General features: G+C 65.0%; 14 protein-coding genes and 1 pseudogene. 4 read left to right on the top strand and 11 right to left on the bottom strand.

Features of this window, described 5'->3' with window-relative positions:
• Positions 1-6: 6 nt before the first annotated feature.
• Together CSC67_RS16255 and CSC67_RS16260 are read right to left on the bottom strand one after the other, a co-directional pair.
• Positions 7-513 carry a sigma-70 family RNA polymerase sigma factor gene (locus CSC67_RS16255; protein ID WP_118995484.1) on the bottom strand — a complete coding sequence of 169 codons (507 nt, stop codon included), beginning with the start codon at positions 511-513 and terminating at the stop codon, positions 7-9.
• A 133-nt stretch (positions 514-646) separates the two neighbouring features.
• Positions 647-796: a BrnA antitoxin family protein gene (locus CSC67_RS16260; RefSeq protein WP_118995485.1), complete on the bottom strand. Its 150-nt coding sequence runs from the start codon at positions 794-796 to the stop codon at positions 647-649.
• A gap of 55 nt (positions 797-851) precedes the next feature.
• Here CSC67_RS16260 and CSC67_RS16265 point away from each other — a divergent pair.
• Positions 852-1536, top strand: a pseudogene (locus CSC67_RS16265) (SIR2 family NAD-dependent protein deacylase).
• 71 nt (positions 1537-1607) lie between these two features.
• Here the strand turns inward: CSC67_RS16265 and CSC67_RS16270 are convergent.
• From CSC67_RS16270 to CSC67_RS16285, 4 genes are all read right to left on the bottom strand, one after another.
• Positions 1608-4046 (bottom strand): DUF3772 domain-containing protein, encoded by a 2439-nt coding sequence (locus tag CSC67_RS16270; RefSeq protein ID WP_118995486.1) that lies wholly within the window; start codon positions 4044-4046, stop codon positions 1608-1610.
• Between the two features lie 145 nt (positions 4047-4191).
• Positions 4192-4524 carry a hypothetical protein gene (locus CSC67_RS16275; protein ID WP_118995487.1) on the bottom strand — a complete coding sequence of 111 codons (333 nt, stop codon included), beginning with the start codon at positions 4522-4524 and terminating at the stop codon, positions 4192-4194.
• Positions 4524-5090 carry a thiamine pyrophosphate-binding protein gene (locus tag CSC67_RS16280; protein WP_118995488.1) on the bottom strand — a complete coding sequence of 189 codons (567 nt, stop codon included), beginning with the start codon at positions 5088-5090 and terminating at the stop codon, positions 4524-4526. The genes CSC67_RS16275 and CSC67_RS16280 overlap by 1 nt, the downstream gene beginning before the upstream one ends.
• A 40-nt stretch (positions 5091-5130) precedes the next feature.
• Complete coding sequence (locus tag CSC67_RS16285; protein WP_245220262.1) at positions 5131-6330, bottom strand: PepSY-associated TM helix domain-containing protein; 1200 nt, start codon at positions 6328-6330, stop codon at positions 5131-5133.
• A gap of 336 nt (positions 6331-6666) precedes the next feature.
• Between CSC67_RS16285 and CSC67_RS16290 the strand changes: the two genes are divergently transcribed.
• The 3 genes from CSC67_RS16290 to CSC67_RS16300 all read left to right on the top strand — a co-directional run bounded on the left by CSC67_RS16290 (position 6667) and on the right by CSC67_RS16300 (position 10877).
• A complete protein-coding gene (locus tag CSC67_RS16290) occupies positions 6667-7179 on the top strand; it encodes a sigma-70 family RNA polymerase sigma factor (RefSeq protein WP_118995489.1) in 513 nt (170 codons plus the stop codon).
• Positions 7172-8173, top strand: coding sequence for a FecR domain-containing protein (locus tag CSC67_RS16295; protein ID WP_118995490.1), 1002 nt, complete (start codon positions 7172-7174; stop codon positions 8171-8173). The genes CSC67_RS16290 and CSC67_RS16295 overlap by 8 nt, the downstream gene beginning before the upstream one ends.
• Positions 8174-8402: 229 nt before the next feature.
• The gene (locus tag CSC67_RS16300; RefSeq protein WP_118995491.1) at positions 8403-10877 is read left to right on the top strand and encodes a TonB-dependent siderophore receptor; all 2475 of its coding nucleotides are present in this window, start codon (positions 8403-8405) and stop codon (positions 10875-10877) included.
• 19 nt (positions 10878-10896) lie between these two features.
• Here CSC67_RS16300 and CSC67_RS16305 read toward each other — a convergent pair whose 3' ends face one another.
• The 5 genes from CSC67_RS16305 to CSC67_RS16325 form a co-directional block, all read right to left on the bottom strand.
• A complete protein-coding gene (locus CSC67_RS16305) occupies positions 10897-13374 on the bottom strand; it encodes a TonB-dependent siderophore receptor (protein ID WP_135227474.1) in 2478 nt (825 codons plus the stop codon).
• Positions 13375-13820: 446 nt separating this feature from the next.
• Entirely contained in the window at positions 13821-14936 is a 1116-nt protein-coding gene (locus CSC67_RS16310) for a FecR family protein (RefSeq protein ID WP_118995493.1), read from the bottom strand.
• Positions 14937-15013: 77 nt separating this feature from the next.
• The gene (locus CSC67_RS16315) at positions 15014-15517 is read right to left on the bottom strand and encodes a sigma-70 family RNA polymerase sigma factor (protein ID WP_118995494.1); all 504 of its coding nucleotides are present in this window, start codon (positions 15515-15517) and stop codon (positions 15014-15016) included.
• A gap of 41 nt (positions 15518-15558) precedes the next feature.
• Positions 15559-17844, bottom strand: a complete 2286-nt coding sequence (locus tag CSC67_RS16320) for a TonB-dependent siderophore receptor (protein ID WP_245220267.1) — start codon at positions 17842-17844, stop codon at positions 15559-15561.
• A gap of 124 nt (positions 17845-17968) precedes the next feature.
• Positions 17969-19432, bottom strand: a complete 1464-nt coding sequence (locus tag CSC67_RS16325) for an efflux transporter outer membrane subunit (protein ID WP_425337668.1) — start codon at positions 19430-19432, stop codon at positions 17969-17971.
• Between the last annotated feature and the right edge of the window lie 6 nt (positions 19433-19438).

Genomic DNA, 19438 nt, shown 5'->3' on the forward strand with positions numbered 1-19438 from the left:
CCTGACTCAATGAGGCGCATGATTACGTAACCTTTCACGAAGATGCTTGACCGCCCGGGCCATGTATTTTTCAACCATATTGACCGAAATGCCCAGCTTCTGTGCGATTTCCTCTTGAGTATGGCCCTCGAGCCTGTGCCACAAGAATACCTGACGGCATTTGAGCGGCAGCTCGGCCAAAGCTTCTTTGAGCGACGCCAGCAACTGCGCGGTTCGCGCCTGGGCGTCGGGATCGGTCAACAAGGGATGCTCGTATTCCTCCAGTTCATGCAGAGGGACCACGTCGAGCAGTTTGGACTGGCGGTGCCTGTCGATCAAGCGATTGCGCACGCTGCGATGCAGATAGGCGCGCGGGTTGGCCAGGGCGCCCGTGTCGTTCTCCAGCATCCGAAGCACGGCATCGTGCGTGGCATCTTCAGCGTCGTGACGGCTGCCGGTCCGCCGCGCCCATGCGCCCACCAGCTCGCTGTAATGAGCGAGCCAGCCTTTCTTGGGTGTGGGCGAGCGGGACATGACGATTATGTGACGAGCAAACGTGCGAGTCTGCCATATTAACAATAATTCTCATTTAGATGCAGTGTAAAGCGATTTGCAACGCCTGCTTCGCCATTGACGACTGTCCCATGCCGTTCAGTACCTTCATCAATCATGTCGTTTTAGGCGCATGCCGCTTCAACGACTCTACCATTCGGGTTTGCCAGCCCGCCCCCGTGGCCTTCCATTGGGTCAGCACATCCGGTGGTATACGCAAGCTGACTGACACGACGCCACGGCGGAGCGCCAGCGCCCAGCGCATAATGCTCCCGGGTGGAAAACACGGACTTCATCTCAGGAAGCATTCAAACAACATCATGCGGCAACCCGGCCACCCCTCCGTCGAAGCTTTACGCAAAGCCGCCCGCCTGGTCGAAGACGCAGACATGCTGCTGTTCGTCACCGGTGCGGGCATGGGAGTGGATTCGGGGTTGCCGGATTTTCGCGGCAACCAGGGGTTCTGGCGGGCCTATCCGGCGCTGGGAGATGCGGGGATCGACTTCTATTCGATTGCTTCGCCCCATGCCTTTCGCCGGAATCCGGAACTGGCCTGGGGCTTTTACGGGCATCGCCTCGGCTTCTATCGGCGCGTCGTCCCCCACGCCGGCTATGGCATTGTTCGGAGACGGCTTCATGCCCGAGGTCGACGAACCGAAATGCCTGCTGCGCAACGAGCCGCCCCGCTGCCCCCATTGCGGCGGACTGGCGCGGCCGAACATACTGATGTTCGGCGACGGCGACTGGCTCGAGCACCGCTCTGCGTTTCAACTGAAAAGGCTGGATCATTGGCTGCATGAAGCCGGCCGCCTGCTGGTGATCGAGATCGGCGCAGGCACCGCCGTTTCAACCGCCCGCGACTTCACGCACCGGGTTGCATTCGAACATCGCGCTCCGGTCATACGCATCAACCCGCGGGATGCGGCCATTCATGGCCATGCCGGCCACGTCAGCCTGGCCATGGGCGGCCTGCAGGCGCTGGAGGAAATCAATGCACTGCTGTGAGCCGACCGGAACTCAAGCAGGCAACCGCCCGCGCTGAGCCGGTCGAGGCTGTCCGGGATACCGCATGCCGCCTAAAGCGGCGGCGTACCCGGCGGCGGCGCGGCGCTGCTCGTCGGGACGGACGCGGTGTCGTCGACCGGAGGTATGGCGTGCATCTTGATGTCCCGCTTGCGCAGCGCGCTCAGTATCTTGAACATCAGCTCGCTGCGCACCGTGCCGACTTGGCGCGGCGAAGACACATAGCAGCTTGCCGAGAAGGTCAGCACCGCCTCGTTGAAGGTCTCCAGCGTGACGGTCGGCGCGGGCTTGTGGAGCACCTCCGGCTGCGTGTCCATGGCCGTCTTCATGATGTCGCGCACCAGGTCGGCGTTGACGTCGAGCGGCATGTTGAACTTGAGCGTGACCACGCCCAGGGGGTTGGCCATGGTCACGTTGCGCACCTTCTTGGTGATGAATTCTGAATTGGGCACGATCATTGTCGAGCAATCGAACATTTCGATCTCCGTCGCGCGGGCGCTGATCTTGCGCACATTGCCCTCGACGCCGTCCAGGCTGACCCAATCGCCCACCTTGATGGGCCGCTCCGCCACGAGAATCACGCCGGACACGAAGTTCTGCACCACGGCCTGCAGCCCGAACCCTATGCCGACCGACAGCGCGCTGACGATCCACGCCATGCGCTCCAGGCCGATGCCCAGCGACGAAATCGCCATCATGACGACGGCGAAATAGCCCAGGTAGCCGACCAGGTTGGCGGCCGAGGTCCGCATGCTTTCATCCAGCCGCGTCACAGGCAGGAACTGGTCCGATATCCACGACCTCAATACCCGCACGGCATAGACGCCGGCCACCAGCACGAGCATGGTCGATGCAATGGCAGCGGGCCTGATCTGCGCCTCGCCCACCTTGAAGCCCACTGTCAGGAAGCCCACCCGGCGCTGCAGCCAGTCGCCGGGGTTTTCTCCAAAGGGCAGAAGCACCAGGGCAACGGCGCTTAGAATCAGCACCAGCCGCAGCATGCCGGACACCAGCACCAGCAGCTGGCAACGGGTCCGCGCCTGCTGGGTGGTCAGCAGATTGGCCGCCTGCTCTCTGCCCACTTTGGCGACCAGGCTGTCGAACACGTCGGTAATCAGCACCACCAGCAGGTAGGTGCTGCAGCCGATCACGGCCAGCCAGATTATTTCCTGAGCGACCAGGCTGCTCAATGCGATGAAGCCCAGCAAGAAGGCGATCAGGCTGACCGAAATGACAAAAACCAGCACGGACGGCATGGCCCTTGCCCAGGTGACCGCCGGGGACACCGGGACGGACGCATCCGCCGATGCCTGTTGCGCCTGCTCGCGCAAGCTGGATCGCAAGCTCAGGGCCGTGAAGCCGATCAGGATATTGAGCGTCACGGTCATGACCCCGTTCACGAGCAGAATGGTGCTCAGCGAGGCGTTGATCAACTCCAGCAGCCGCTGGGCCGTCCATGCCAGCGCGAACGTCACGGCAAACACCGCGGGCACCCAGGCGAGCGTGTGGGCCAGCCCGTCGGTCAGGGCGGGCAAGCGCCAGGTGGGACGCGCGGGGGAAAGCAGCACCATGCCCAGCCCCGCCATGGCCCCCGCCAGGTAGACGACCACGGCGCTTTGCTGCAGGAAGGCGCTCAGATCGGCGCCCAATCCACCTTGCCACCGCAGGACGAACAGCAGGATGGTGGCGAGCAGGCCCGGCACCGCGGTATAAAGCGCCACCGTCAACACCGCGAAAATGGACCGGCGCAGGCGCGCGGGCTGGGTGTGCCTGACGGTGAAGGAGGCCAGGCCGCGCCGCCCTACTTCGCCGCCAAGCAGCAGCAACATCGCCAGGACCAGCGCTGTGGACCATACGCGGGCGGGCACGGCCCTCAGACTGTCGCCCAGTTCGTCCAGCAAACCATCGAGCCGCCGGATGTCCCGCGGCGCATCCCGCAGGACATTGCGCCAGAAACTGGGCGTCAGCAGCGATTGCGAGCGCTCGCCCAGCTCGGCCTGGAAGCGGGCCCGGCGCAAGACGGAAATTTGATCCTGGCCCTGCCTGGCGTCCACGCCCATCAGCCGGGCCAGCTTGATCTGGGAATCGAGCAGAGACTGCCGCTTGGTCAATTGCGCCCGCTGCTGGGCGATGTCGGGGGGCTCAGTGGCATCGGGAGCGGGCGTCCCGAGCTCTTTCAGGCGCGCCTGCACCCCGGCCAGCTCCGGCTCGAGCTGGACCGCGATCTCGTCAGCGCGGGACTGGGCCTCTTGCAGGGCGTCCCGCATCGCGACCAGTTCCGTATCATCGATGCCTTGCGGCTTTTGCTTGAGCCGCTCCTGGATCCTGGTGACCGATGCCTGGGTTTTGTCCAGCACCGCGCCCACGTCCTGAGTCTCGGACGGCGCGGAAGGCTGTGCAAGCGCCCGGGGCGCAACGCCGCCCAGCCCCAATGACAACGCCAGGCAGCACAAGCAAAACGCGGCCAACCGAAGCCGTAACATGCGCATCATCCCACGCCTGCCCTATGGAAATGATTATTCGAATCCTACGCGTCAGCAAGCAGCTTGCCAGGCCGGAGCGAAGCGCAGGCACCGCCCGGGAAGACGTAGGGACGGGCCGGAATGTCAGGCGAAGGAAAGGCTTGGATACAGGATGTCAGGAATCGATCTCAGTGTGATCGATTTCGACCACATGGCCGGCGCCGGCGTCGAACAGAATGTAGAACTGGCCGGGCGGCCGCTTAAAGGTGACGGTCGAGTTCTTGTCCAGCTTGTTGGACAGCAGGATTTTCTCGTCGTACGAGATTACGTCCAGCGTGAGGCCCGGCGCATTGCTGCCGTCGGAAAAGCCGCCTTTGCATTGGACAGTGATTTCGTCCAGCGCTTTGCAGTGGCCGACGGGGAAATGCGGCCAGGCCGCGGCGGACGCCAGGCAAAGGCCCGCGCCCGCAGCCAACCGCCCCAGGGCAAAAAATTTGGATTGGACCATTACGGCCTCCCTTTGCGTTGTTTCAACCATTGAACCGTCGAGGGCGAGGCTTGGGATAAAGGCACGCGCGCCTGATGCACGGCGCCGTCCCAGCCCTCGAGCGTGAGCCACATTTCATCGTCCGGACCGGTACGCTCGGGAATCAGGACCTCGGCCATCTGCCGGTAGGGGCTGCCCGAGAACAACGAACCGGCCGTGCGCAGACTGCGCGGCTCGCCCACCCGCAGATAGATGGCCTTGATGTGTCCGATGCACTCCTGGCACTGCGCCAGGGTGAAGAGCTTGACGTAGCCGGCCAGGCCCTCGCGCTCCGGAGGCGCTATCTGCCATTCGGCCAGGCGCACGCTCCAGGGCCCCACGGCGAATTCACCCACCTCGCGCTGGCCCAGGCCCGCGTCGCCGCGCGACAGGGCCAGGTCTTCGAAGTACTCGGGCAGATAGGCCAGCGGCGCAATCAGCACCAGGGCGCTGAGGTAGAAGCGCCAGCGCTTCCATTTGAGCGCGAACCCCGATGCCGGCGCTTTGGACGCCGTCCTTTCTGTACGTGCCGCGATGACTTTGCTCATGCCGCTTCCCCTGCTTCGATCCTTGTCGCAACGAATCCGCTCATGCCGACCTCCCGCCTTCGGCCGCCACCACGGCGCGCCCCGCGCGGGCCGACTTGCGCCGCTTGACTTCGGCCACGGTTTCCTTGGCCGTGCGCTTGGTCCAGATCAGCATGCCGCTGAAGACCATCATGCTCAGCAGCAGCCCGAAGAAGGCGTACACGAGCTTGAGCCAGGTTCCCGCGAAATCGCCCGTATGCAAGGGGCGCATCGACCCGGTGACCAGTTCGAGCGTCGAGCGGTCGGAAACGCGCCGCGTGTGCTCCACTGCTCCGGTGTAGGGATTGATGCTCAGGGTTTCGAACAGGAGGGGGTAGGCCCCGCGGCCGCCCACGCTGATGTGGTCGTAGGCGTTCGAGGGCAGGCTGACGAAAGAAGCCTCCAGGTCGGGAAAGGTTTGCTGGGCGATCTGCGCCGCGCGGTCCAGTGTGATGCCGGGCGGCGGCTGCCCCGCCTCCACGGGAGGAATGTCTTCGCGTGCGACGATGGGCGGCACGCCGAAGGTGGAGAAGGAAATATTATTGTCGAACAGCACGGCCTGGATCAGGAACCAGATGCTCGTGACCGCGATGATGGCGATGAAGGGTATCGACCAGATGCCGGCCAGCCGGTGGAAGTCGCCCCAGAAGATGCGCCCGCCCTGCCGCAGGCGCAGCCTGGGCTTCAGAAAGCCGCGCCAGAAGCGTTTATAGACGACCAGGCCGGTAATGAGCGAGCCCAGCATCGGTATGCCCAGGAAAGCCACGATATACCAGCCCAGGCTGAAGCCCTCGGTGAACGGCACGAGCAGCCAGCCGTGCAAGGCCCGCATGAACTGCTGGAAGCTGAAGCCCGAGGTGCTTCCCTGGATCTCGCCGGTGTAGGGATTGACGTAAATCGAAGCCTCGGTGGCGTCCGGATAGGCCACGCGCGCCGTCAGTGCGAACTGCGACTTGACCGGCCGGGATATGAACTCCACCACGGTGCCGGGATGTTCGCGTTCGATCACCTCGAGGACGGCGTCGTAGCCCAGCATCTGCGCGTCGGGAGACGGAGCGTTGGCCCGCACGGCCGGATTGGCCAGCCAGACGATCTCCTGGCTGACCGTGGCGATGGTGCCCGTGACGCACACGAAGAAGACGAACACCCATAAGGGCAGCGCCAGCCAGCTGTGCACCAGAAACCAGAGCTTCGACTTGGAGACTTTTTTTGCTTGAGTCACGCCTTTGTACCTTTCACTTCTGTTGCACGGGCCGGGCGCGCGACGCGCGCGATTCAACCGGCGTTGAGATCCGCCTCTTACTATCTAAGACGTTCGAGGCCGCCAAACCCGTAATTTCCGGCCTGCTTTTTTGTAACCATATACTTCACTGCCGCGCGAACCCAGCGAAAGCATGAAGGTCGCGGCCCATATAAGCCTGCTTCTCACGGGGTCAGCGGCAGAATGCCCGCTTGCACGGGCGTCGTATAGGCAATCGCAGCCATTATAACTATAATGCGACTAATTCTTATTATCGAACTCGCCACGAACTCCGGCCAGCCTCCTGCCCTCTTCCTTATGACCACGGTCCAGTCTCCGCCGCAGGAAATCGAATCCTTCTACAGCAACCATCATGGCTGGCTGCGAGGCCTGTTGCACAGGAAGCTGGGCAATGCCTTCGACGCGGCCGATCTGGCCCATGACACTTATGTGCGCATCCTGAGCGCCGGCAGCCTGCCCGAACCCGAGCATTCGCGCCGCTATCTGGCCAGGGTGGCCAACGGCCTGGTCATAGACCTGTATCGCCGGCGCCGCATCGAGGCGGCCTATATGCAGGCCGTGAGTCTGCTGCCCGAACCCGAAGCGCCGTCCGAAGAGGCCCGCGCACTGGCCGTCGAGGCCCTGGTCGAGATCGACGCCGCATTGCACGGCCTGCCTGAGAAAGCCCGTCGCGCCCTGCTGCTGTGCAAGATCGAAGGGCTGAGCTATCGCGACATCGCCGCGCAATTGAACGTGTCGATATCGTCGGTCGAGAAATACATTGCGCGCGGGCTGCAGGCCTGCTGCCTGGCCTTGTACGACCATGGCTGACCGCCCCGTCCCTGCCGCGCCGGTCCATGCCCGGCGTCAGGCCCTCGATCCGGCCATCGTGCAAAAAGCCGCGCAATGGATGGCGCGGCTTTGGGCCGACGACGCCTGCGAGGCCGACCACGCCGCCTGTCGCCGATGGCGCGCGGCGCATCCCGACAACGAGCTCGCCTGGCGCCGCCTGCTGGCTTTCGACAGCAAGCTGCAAAGCGTGCCGCAGCATGCCGCGCCCGTGTTGATGGAACCCGCCGCCAAGGGAGGGCTCCCGCGGCGGCGCGCACTGCAGGCTTTGGCGGCGGCCGCCTTGACCGCCGGCGCGCTGCCCATGGTGCGCGACAGCCGGGCGTGGCGCGAGATATCGAGTGATCACAGCACCGGCGTCGGCGAAATACGCGAGGTCGTGCTTGCCGACGGCACGCGCCTGCTGCTGAACACGGCCAGCGCCGTCGATGCGCGCTTCGACGAAGCCACGCGAGAAGTCCTCCTTCTCGCGGGAGAGATCCTCATCACGACCAGCCCCGATCCCGCTGCGCCGCCCCGGCCTTTCATGGTGCGCAGCCGACACGGCACCATACGCGCACTGGGCACGCGTTTTACGGTGCGGCTGGACGACGACGTCTCGCGCGTGGCGGTTTACGAAGGCGCGGTCCGCATCCAGCCCGACGAAGCGCCGCACGCAGGGCTGCAGCTCGATGCAGGCCAGCGCAGCGCATTCTCCGGCCATCGCGTCCAGCCTCCATCGGCCGCGGCGAAAAGCGAGGCCGCCTGGTCCCAGGGCCTGCTGGTGGCCGAGAACATGCGCATCGAAGACTTCCTGCACGAACTGGGCAGATATCGTCCCGGCTTGCTGCGCTGTTCGCCGGAGGTGGCCGACCTGTCGGTGACCGGCGTCTTCCCTCTGACCGACACGGATCGCGCCCTGGCCAATCTTGAACTTGCCCTGCCCGTCCGGGTCGCGTACCGCACGCGCTACTGGGTGACGGTCGACGCGCGCTGAACGTCGATCCAAGGCCCTGCCGCCATGCGTTCCGGGCCGTTCCATGCGATCTCCCTCCCGACGTTGTTACAAAAAAAGCCGGTCGCCTCGTTGAGGGTTTGTCGCCGCCATTCGGAATAGACCATGAACACCGCGAACCTGGCCGCGCCGCGGCACGCCGTGCGGTGAAGAACGCCTTTCGCCCTGAGGTGAGGACGGGGCGAGCTTCCGAACAACGAGGATAATTTTCATGGCCCTGCTTTACATTCACGCGCGCGCGCACCGGCATGCTCACGCGGTTCCCCGCCTCCTTCCCGCGCTGGTGCGCGCCGCGCTCTGCGCGGCATTGGCGCTGGGCCCTCTGGCCCTCAGCGGGCCGGCGCATGCCCAGGTGCAAGAGCAGGCGCAGCGCGGCTACGACATTCCGGCCGGGCCGCTGGGCACGGTGCTCAATCAATTCGCACAGGCTTCCGGCGTGGAGCTCTCGGCCGCCTCAGCGCTGACCCAAGGCAAGCAAAGCAGCGGCCTGCAAGGACGCTTCAGCGTGCGCGGCGGCTTCGCGCGCATCCTGCAAGGGCAGGACCTGCAAGCCATCCAGGGCGCCAACGGCGCCTATTCCCTGAGGGCCGCGCCGCCCTCTTCCGATGTCTCCACCCTGGCGCCCGTGGTCGTGACGGCGCACCTCGAGGACCCTTACGGCCCCGTGGCCGGGCTGACCGCCGAACGCACCGCCACGGCCACCAAGACCAACACCTCCATCCTCGAAGCGCCGCAGACCATCAACGTGGTCACGCGCGACCAGATCGAGATGCAGGGCGCCCAGACGGTCAATGATGCGGTGGGCTATACGCCGGGCGTGATCGCGGCCTTCGGCGGCACCGACAGCCGCTACGACGTGGTCAAGGCGCGCGGCGGCCTGTTCGTGCGCCAGTACCTGGACGGCATCGTGCTGCCGTTCAGCGCCTACAGCGTCTCGGTGCCCCAGTTCGACCCCTATATGCTCGAACGCATCGAAGTGCTGCAAGGGCCCTCCTCGGGCCTGTTCGGCCAGACCACGCCCGGCGGCATCCTGAACATGGTCAGCCGCCGGCCCCAGGCCGACCCGCAGCATGAGCTGTGGCTGCAAGGCGGCATCCTGCACACGGGCAAACTGGCCTTCGATTCGACCGGCCCGCTGGACCAAGATGAAAAACTGCTCTATCGCATTACCGGCCTTGTCAAAAAAGCCGACGGCATGACGGACTACTCTGAAGAAAAGCGCACATTGATCGCGCCCAGCTTCATCTGGCGCCCTTCGGCCGATACCTCGCTGACCCTGCTCACCCACTACCAGCGCGACAAGACCATTCCCCAGTACCAGGGCCTGCCTGCGCGGGGCACGCTGCGCGACAACGTCAACGGCGACTTGCCGCGCACGCGCTTTTCGGGCGAGCCTTCGCATGAAAGAATGGACCGCGAACAGTACGCGGTGGGATACGCGTTCGAACACCGCTTCAACGACACCTGGACGGTGCGCCAGAACATGCGCTATACGCACGTGGACATCGATGCGCGCGGCACGCCGGGCTATATGCTGGATGCCGACGAACGCACTCTGTACCGGGTGGCCACGCAGGGCCTGGGCAAAGGCAGCATCCTGGGCATCGACACCCAGGCCCAGGCCGGCTTCGCCACCGGCGCGCTGGACCACACGCTGCTGATGGGCTTCGACTACGTCAAACAGAAGGACGACTACCGCTTTGCCTCCGCGCCCGCGGCGCCCATCGATCTGTACGACCCGGTCTACGGCATCGAGATTCCCGAGCTGATTCCACGCATCAGCACCATGCAGACCATGCGTCAGGCGGGCCTGTACCTGCAGGACCAGATCCGCGCGGGCGGCTGGGTGATCACGGCGGGCGGACGCTACGATCGCGCCGATGCCGACACCGAGGACCGCGCCGCCGGCAGCAGCACACCGCGCCGCGACGAAGCGTTCACCGGCCGGCTGGGCGTCAACTATCTGTTCGAGAGCGGCCTGGCGCCCTATGCGAGTTACTCCACTTCCTTCGAGCCCCTGAGCGGCACGGACTTCGACGGCAAGCCCTACGAACCCATGACGGGCAAACAGGCCGAAGTAGGCATCAAGTACCAGCCCAAGGGCTCGGACACCCTCATCACCCTCTCGGCCTTCCACTTGACGCAAAAGAACATGCTCACCCCCGATACCCAGCCGGGACGCGAATTCTTCAGCATCCAGACCGGCGAGGTGGAGTCGCGCGGCATCAACCTGGAAGCCCGCACGCGGCTGTGGAACAACACCGACGTGATCGGCGCCTACGCCTATACCCGCTCCAAGATCACCAAGGCCAATCCCGATACGTCGGGCGCCTCGCTGGAAGGCCTGCCCTTGCCGCGCGTGCCCCGCCACATGGCCTCGCTGTGGGTCAATCACGAGCTTGATCATGCGGGCTTGAGCGGATTGTCGGCCGGCGTGGGGGTGCGCTACATCGGCGCCAACTACGCAGACTCGAACGCCACCCAGGAACTGCCAGCCAACACCCTGTGGGATGCCGCCATCCACTACGACCTGGGCAAGGTCAACCCCGATCTGAACGGCTTCAAGCTGTCGCTGACCGCCGCCAACCTGGCCGACCGCAAATACGTCAACTACTGCCTGAACGACTTGCAGTGCTTCTACGGCCAGGGCCGGACGGTGCTGCTGAACCTGCGCAAGCAGTGGTGAAGCGGCCGGCCTGGGCCGCCTAGAACCGATAGCGTGCCGACAGGGAGAAATTGCGCGGGTCCCCGTACACCCCGGACCCGTATGTGCCAAAGCCCCTGTAGTAGGTCTTGTCCAGCAGATTGTCCACATTCAACATGAAGGACAGATGCTTGTTGACTTCGTAGTGCGCCATCAGGCTGACCAGGGCATAAGAGGGTTGGGTGGCCGTCTTGCCGACGATGGCAGGCGGCACGCCCCATCCGCCGGCCGTGTAGCGGGTATGGCTCTGCCAGTTCACTCCCGCTCCCAGCGTCAATCCCCGCCACTGGCCGGCCAGCCTATAAGTGGTCCACAGCTTCAGGCTGCGGTCGGGCAGGTTGGTATTGATCTTCTCGCCCGAGGCATCACGCGAACTCTGATGTGTATAGCCGACCTGTATCTGCCAGTTGGAGGTCAGATGGCCGGTGAGTTCCAGCTCGAAACCCTTGCTTTTTACACCCTTGGCCAGGCGGTAGGCGGCGGAGCCGTCCGGCAAAGGAAGAGGATAATCTTCATCGAGCACTGCGAGATTATCCTGCTGGATCTGGAAGATCGCCGCGCTGGCCGTCAGTGCACCGCCAAAGAGTTCGCTCTTGACTCCCAGCTCGATGTTGGTGCCCGTCACGGGGTCCAGGGGGTTGTAGTCGCGGTCGCGCACGCCGCTCTGTGGGCGGAAGATATCCGTATAGCTGGCGTAGACGCTATGCTCCGCGGTGATGTCGTAGACGATCCCGGCGTAGGGAGTAAAGATGTTGCGCTGGCTCAGGCTGCCGCCGGTCGGGCCAGAGCCGAAATCATCCACCCAGTCCTCTTTCCAGGTGCTGAGGCGCGAGCCGACGATCACGGACAAGGCGTCGGTGGGACGCAAGCGTGTGGCGACATAGACCCCTGTCTGGCGGATCGTGGCATCGCTGTATCCGTTCTCGACATAGTCCGGCTTGATCGTGTCGCCGTCCCACTCGTAGAAATTGTCAACGCTGTTGTCGTAGCCAATGACGTTGTATCGAGGCGTCTGGCGCCTGGAGTCCATGAAACTTGCGCCCAACATCAGATCGTGGCTGCGTCCCAAGGCGGTGAACGGCCCCGAAACCTGGAACTCCGCCGTATCGGTCATGCGCCGGCTGTCGCAGCGGCATATCCACTGCGTCAATCCCGCCCCGGTGATGCGATCCGGGTTGCCCGAGGCGGTCGCGGTGGCGAAAGCGTCGTCGTGCAGCGATTGGCGCGCCAGTGCCAGCTTGGCCTCCCAGTCGTTGGCGAAGCGGTGTTCCAGCCTGCCGAAAATGCTGTAGCTGGTCTGGTCCCAATAGGCCCAGCGCGAGGCCGGGTTGAAGGAACGCCGCACGTCCGTGGTCTGGGTGCCATCGCTATAGAACAGCGGCGTGCCGCCGTAGCTGGCGCCATTGTTGTCGTTCTTCTGCCAGTCCGCGCCCAGGGTCAACAAAGTGTCGGGCGAGATGTCCATCTCCACGGTGCCATAGCCCACCTGCTTCTCGGTGCTTCGGTAATCCATGAAGGAATTGCGCTTCTGGTGCGCGACGACGACGCGCCCCCGAAGTCGGCCGTCGTAGGCCAGCGGGCCGGCAAGGTCGGCCTGTACGCGACGCAAATCCCAACTTCCGGTCTGCAGCTGGACCTCGGCCTGAGGCTCGGCGGTGGGCTTCTTGCGGATCAGATTGATGGTGGCGGAGGGATAGCCGCTGCCGTTCAGCAGGCCGGTCGCACCGCGTATGACCTCGACGCGATCGTAGATGGCGCTGTCCATCTTGCTGACGCCGCCGTCCCAGCCGCCCTCGAAGCGCGCCGGCATGCCGTCGAACTGAAAGTTCTCGACCACGAAGCCGCGCGCATAGTAGGTCTGGAGGTCGGTCATTGTGTTGTCCACCGTGATCCCAGTGACCTGCTTGAGGACACTGCTGACGTCGTCCAGCGCCTGGTCCTCGATGCGTTGTTTGGTCATGATGGTGATGGACTGCGGCGTTTCGCGCTGGGTCAGACGCAATCCCGTGGCCGACGTGGAGGGACCGCGCGTCGCATAGTCGCCCGTGCCCTCGGTGATCGAGTCCAGAGCGCCCGTCACCACCACCGGCGCCAATTGCGCGGCGTCGCCCGAGGGGGAGCGCGACAGGGACACGGTCCGGCCGTTCCAGTTGGCCTGCACGCCGGTGTTCCCGAGCAAGGCGCGCAAGGCCTGTTCGGGCGTCAGCAAGCCCGACACAGCGGGCGCGTTCAGGCCGGCCACGGTCTCCGGCAGATAATAGATTTGGATGTCGGTCTGCTGGCCAAGCTGCAACAGCGACTGATGCAGCGACTGGGCGGGAAGGTTTATCTGCGTTACCGGCATCTGCTGCGCATGGGCGGTTCCGGGCGGCAGGCCGGCAGATAGCGCAATGGAAAGGGCCAGGGCGTTCAGGCTGACACCCAGCCGCGTGCCGCGCTTCATGGCGGCAAGTTTTTTAATCGTGGTTCTTGGGTTCACCGTACATACTCATGGATAGAAGCGACGCGTCATGCGTCAAACCCTTTGGCCAAAGGTATCGTGGGAATGCGTCTTCGCCGCGAGCTTGCATCTGGTACGGAAACGCATTCCTTCTACATGAGAGCGCTGAGCCGTCTAAACCCCGTAAGGATTCTCATTGCTTTTTTGAAACTGAACGTATCAAACGCCTATATGCGCCGAATTGAGTCCTTGACCGCCTTGGCGGGCGGCACTGCCTAAAAATGTGCGCGTCATGCGGTCCCGCTACGCGGGACTTCCCGGGTCTGCCTCGTCCAGGCGGGCGGCGAAAGAACTCGCCCTCCCCGCTTCGCGAGTCGGAACTCGGACAGCTTTCGCCGACTGCCCCCGCCTTCCCTTCGTCAGCACCCGGCGCATGCCGAACGCACATTTTTAGGCAGTGCCGCCCGCCAAGGCTCAGGGAATCTTCAGCGCGGAACGATTTCGACGCTGCCGTCGGGGCTGCGGCGCACGGCGACCGGCGCCAGCGTGGGCAGGATATCGAGGAAGGCATTGGGCTCGTCGATGCTGAATACGCCGGCGACGCGCAGTTGGGCGAGCGCGGGATTGCGCAGCACGATGGGCCGGGCGCGGTAGCGGTTCAGTTCGGCCACGATGGCCTCGAGCGGCGCGGCGTCGAATACGGCCTTGCCCTGGCGCCAGGCCGACACGGCGGCGACGTCCACGGAAGACACCTCCATGCGGCCGGCGCCTTGGGCCACCCGTACGCCCTGTCCCGGCCCGAGGCGGCGCACATCGGGCTTCCACCAGCGGCCGCCGGACACCTCCACCGAGCCCGATTCCACCGACACGGCCAGAGCGCCGGAATCGCGCCGCACGTTGAAGCGGGTGCCCGTCACTTTCACCGTCGCCAGAGCGGCATCGACCAGGAAGGGCCGGCTGGGATCCGCCGCGACGGAGAAAAACGCTTCGCCCCGCTCCAGCAGCACGCGCCGCTCCGATTCGCCGAACTGCACCTCGATGGCGGTATCGGTGTTGAGCGCCAGCGTGGAACCATCGGGCAGCTCGACAGTTTGCCGCTCGCCGAGCCGGCTGGCGTAGCGTTGCGTAAACCCCGCTCCCCCGAACCAGCGCGGCGAAGCCACGAAAGCGACCGCCAGCACGGCCGTGCTTGCGGCCCCCAGACCCCATAAGAGACCGCGTCTGCCGTGCGAGACTTCGCTCGCCGCCCCTGGCTCATTTCGCGGAGCCATGGCTTCCTTGCCTCGGATGAACGGCCCTCCCCGCTGCCGAACCGCTGCATTGTTTCGCCGGGCTGTGGTGCCGCCGTGCCGGGCTGCCGCGTCCCCCGCCTTGGGGTTTTTCTGCAGAATCTCTTCGAACACCGCATCGGGCGTAGCCTCGGCCACCTCCCAGACGCGCAGCATCTCGCGATACGCCTGCTCATGGCGCGGCTGAGCCCGCCATGCCTCGAAGGCCAGGCGCTCGTCCGGCGTCATCGCGCCGGCGCGCTCACGGGTGAACCAGTGGGCCGCGGCGTCGTGAGGATCGTCGGGAATGGTCGGATTGCCGGGAATGTTCATGGTAAGTGCGTCAATCGCCGAAGCGGTTTCTTGACCCTACATCGATATGACGTTTGGCGTAGGCAGGCCCCGTAATGTTAGGACGAAAATCTTTGTAAGCGCCGGTGCAGATGCCGCATGGTCCGGGTGAGGTATTTTTCCACCGTGCTGACGGACAAGCCCATCCGCGCGGCGATCTCTGGCATCGTCCGGCCTTCGATGCGGTGCCAGGCGAAGACCTGCTGGCAGGCCAGGGGCAGTTCGTCCAGCGCCTCGGCCAAAGCGCGGGTCAACTGCGCAAGCCGGGCCGCCGCTTCCACGTCGTCGACGACGGGATGCTCGGCCTCGGAAAGCTCATGCAACGGCGCTGCGGGAAAAGCCTGCTCGCGCCGGTAGCGGCCTGCCAGGCCGTTCGAAGTGCTTCGATGCAGATAGGCCCGCGGGTTCGCAATGACCGCTCCATCGCGCTCCAGCATGCCCGCAATGGCATCATGCGCCGCATCCTCGGCATCGGCCGCGGAACTCGAACGCCGCGCCCACGTCCCGATCAGCTCGCGGTAATGCGCGAGCCAGCCTTTTGGGGACGAAGAGCGGCGAGACATAGTATGTGGCGACGAGCTATATGCCGGTACAGCGGCCGGGCCTAGAACTGGTAGCGCAGATTCGCCATGATGTTGCGCGGCTCGCCCCAGGTATAGGTGCTGTACCAGCTGAATATGGTGTAGTACTTCTTGTCGAACAGATTCGAGATCTTGATCGACCCCGACAACTGCTTGGTGAAGTCGTAGCGCGCCATCAGGTCGACCAGCAGCAGATCGTCGACGGTGTGCTTCACCGTCTGCCCGCCTGGAGCTGAAATCATGCCCCAGGTCTTGTCCTGCCAGCGGGCTCCCGCGCCCAGGGTCAGGCCCGACAGCCGTCCGCCCAGCTTGTAGCTGGTGAACAGGCTGAACTGGTTGGAAGGCGTCAGTGTGCTGACGCGCTCGCCGTCCTGGCGCGATATATTGTGGGTATAGCCGGCGCTGATCTGCCATGCGGGCGTCAAGCGTCCCGATACTTCCAGCTCGAAACCCTTGGTCTTGACGCCCTGCGCCGCACGATAGGCCACGCCGCCCGAGGGCGTGGTGCCGCCGGTCTCGATGCCGAAGTTGTCCTGCTCGAGCTGGAACACGGCGGCCGAGGCGTTCAGGCGCCCGCCCAGAAACGCCGCCTTGACGCCCGCCTCGTAGTTGTTGCCTTCGAGCGGATCCAGGGTATTGCCCTGCTCGTCCTGCAGGGACTGCGGACTGAAGATGCTGGTGTAGCTGGCATACACCGACCAGATGTCGTTGACGTCGTACACAACGCCCAGATACGGCACGAATACGCCGGACTCGTCCATGCCCTGGACACGGTTGCGATAGGTGGCCCAGCGTCCGCCGGTAATCAGCTTCAGGTCGTCTCGCAGGTTCCAGCGGGCGGCGGCGTACAGGCCACGCTCGCGCGTGGTTTCGTCGTCGGTGTAGTCGGGCCCGCCCGGCCATGGCGGCGCGGGCACCTTGCCCTGCCACTGATAATAGTCGGGGACATTGACGTCGTAGCCCGGCGCGTTCCAATAGCCGTCGTTCGTCCAGCGGCTTTCCGAGACGCTGGCGCCCAGCACCAGCTCGTGCTCGCGCCCGGCGAGCGAGAAGGGGCCGCTCAGGTAGGCGTCGAAGGCGTCGCTCTTGGTTTCGCCGATGTACTGGCCTATCCACATCGACACGCCCGAGCCGTCGGCCGGATTCGGGAAACCGCTGGCGGCGGCGCCCAGGTTGGCGTCGTAGCCGTTGATCTGATGGTTGAACTGCGCCTTGGCCACCCAGTCGTTGGCAAAGGCGTGCTCCAGCGTCACGAAAGCCGTGCGTGTGTATTGGTCCCAGTGGCTGAAGTCGGCGCCGTTGTTGAACGAGCGCGGCATGTCGTTGAAGTTGCCGTTGGAATCGAGCAAGGGGATGCCCCCCCAGGTGGACGCCTTGGGCTTGTTGTCCTGGTAGTCGAATCCCAGAGTCAGCAAGGTGTCGGGCGTGAGATCGGCTTCGAGGATGCCGTAGAACACCGAAGTCTTGCGTCCGTAGCGGTCCAGGTATGAGTTTCTGTCCTGGTAGGCGACCACGCCGCGCGCCCGCAGTGTGCCGCTTTCGTTCAGCGGCCCGCCCATGTCCAGCTCGCCGCGATAGTCCTCCCAGCGGCCCGCGCCCACCGAGAGGTGGCCGCTGAATTCGCGCGTGGGTTTTTTGCGGATGAGATTGATGGTGGCGCCCGGCGTGCCGCTGCCGGTCAGCAGGCCGGTGGCGCCCTTAAGCACCTCGATGCGGTCGTAGATGGCCGTGTCGCTGAGTGTATTGCCCGCCGAGTAGGCCGAGTTGCGCGTCATGGGTATGCCGTCGTACTGGAAGTTCTGGATGGCGAAGCCGCGCGCATAGTATTCGGTGCGTTCACTGTCGTAGGTGACGATGCTGATGCCGGGCGTGTGTTCCATGACATCGTCGATGGACGTCAGGTTGAAGTCGTCCATTTGCTGGCGGGTGACCACGCTGATGGACTGCGGCGTTTCACGCGGCGTCAGCACCAGCCGGGTCGAGGTGGCGATGGCGCCCGGCGTGTACGAGCCGCTGCCCTCGGTGATTTCACCGAGCTGGTTGGCGGTGACCACCACCGTGTCGAGCTGTGTGGGCGAGCCCTGCGGCTGCGCCGCCGGCTCTGCCTGGGCTTGCTGTGGCGCCTGCCCCTCGGCCTGTGTCCGGCCCTGCGCCGTGGCTTGAGGCTGCGTTTGTGAGCGCGCCGATTCAGGCGTCGCGGCAAAGGCGATGGCCACCGAAAGCGCCAGCGCGGTCAATGCGGAAGGCATGCCTCCCGCCCGATGAGCCGCAGCGACCTTGCGCGTGCGGGCGATATGCTCGTTCACCAGAGTTTCTCCATCGATGTTCTTGTTGTGCGCAGCGCCTGATTTGCCGCCCGTCTCGGGCCAGACGCGCCCCTCCTCTTTCCCGGGTGACGAGCGGCAATGTCGAGGTCCGGGTCAAAAGGCCCGCTTAGTATAAAACATAATGCGATTTATTATCATTATTAATACTCATGCTCCGCCTGGCCCAGCCTCCACCCAACGCGCGATACAGGTCGATGGCGGCTTGCAGATGCAGCGCCTGGAAGTACGCGGCCATGTCCTGCGCCGCATACAAGGTGCGCTGAGCATCGAGCAGAGTCAGCATGGTCTCGGCGCCCTCGCGATGCCGGGATTCGGCCAGACGCAGCGCCAGTTGCGCCTGGGCCAGCTCTTCGGCCTGTGCTTCGCGCTGCGCCTGCACGCCCTGCATGGCCGCAAGCGCCGTCTGCACATCGGCAAATGCCGCGACGATGGTTTGGCGGTAGCCGGCCAGCAATTCTTCACGCTGCGCCAACGCGAGATCGTGTCCCGCCGCCAGCCGGCCGGCATTGAAGATGGGCGCCGTCAGGCCGGCAGCCAGCGAATAGAGAGGATTGTCGAAGATGCGCGCCGGGCTCGTGCCGCCCGCCCCCACGTGGGCCGACAGCACCAGGCTGGGCAGCATGGCGGCGCGAGCCGCGTGCACGTCGGCATCGGCGGCGGCAAGCCGGGCCTCGGCGCCGGCGATGTCCGGACGGCGCAACAATAGATCGGAAGGCAGGCCAATGTGGACGACGGGTTGGCGTATGGCCGTCAGGGTCTCCGTGCGGATCGGCAGATCCGCCGCCTGCCCTGTCAGAAGCGCCAGGGCGATGCGCGCCTGGCCGGCCTGCTGGCGCAGCGCTTCCAGGGCGCGCCGCTGGCTGGAGACCAGCGCCCCCTGCCGCGCCACGTCCAGTTCGGTGGCGGCCCCGGCGGCATATTGGGCGCGCACCACGGCGAGAATGCCTTGGGCGCTGCGCAGATTGCGCTCGGCGATGGCCGCGCGCTCGGACAAGGCCACGGCCTGCACCCAGGTGCTGGCGGTGCCGGCAAGCAGAGTCAGCCGTATGGTGTCGCGATCGAAGCGGGTGGCGGCCAGAGCGCCCAGGGCGCTGTCGCGCGCGGCCCGGTTCCCGCCCCAGAAGTCCACCTCGTAGCGTGTGTTCAAGCCGGCGGCGTAGGTGTTGCCTTCCACGAAGGCATGCCCGCCCAGTCTGCCTTGACGTCCTGTCTCGACGCTCGCGTCAAGGTCGGGCAAAAGAGCGGCTCCGGCGATGCGCGCGCTCGCCTGGGCCTGGCGCACCCTCGCCGCCGCGGCGGCTACGTCGTAGCTGTACTCCAGCGCCTGCGCCAGCAAGTCGTCGAGCTCGGCACTGCCGAAACTCCGCCACCAGTTGAGGTTCTCCTGCGCGTCCGAAGTCGGCGCGCCGGCGGCGACCCCCTCCGCCGTAACGCGCATCCATTGGCCAGGCAGAGCGGGCAGCGGGGAATCCGGCGCAGGCGCAGCCGCGCACCCCGCCAGAAGAAAGAGCCCAGCGCACGCAAGCGTCCGCAATCCTTGGAATCTGTTTGCCGGTCCGGTTTTCGGCACAAGCCC

Source organism: Pusillimonas caeni, from assembly GCF_003545815.1.
Taxonomy (GTDB): domain Bacteria; phylum Pseudomonadota; class Gammaproteobacteria; order Burkholderiales; family Burkholderiaceae_B; genus Pusillimonas; species Pusillimonas caeni.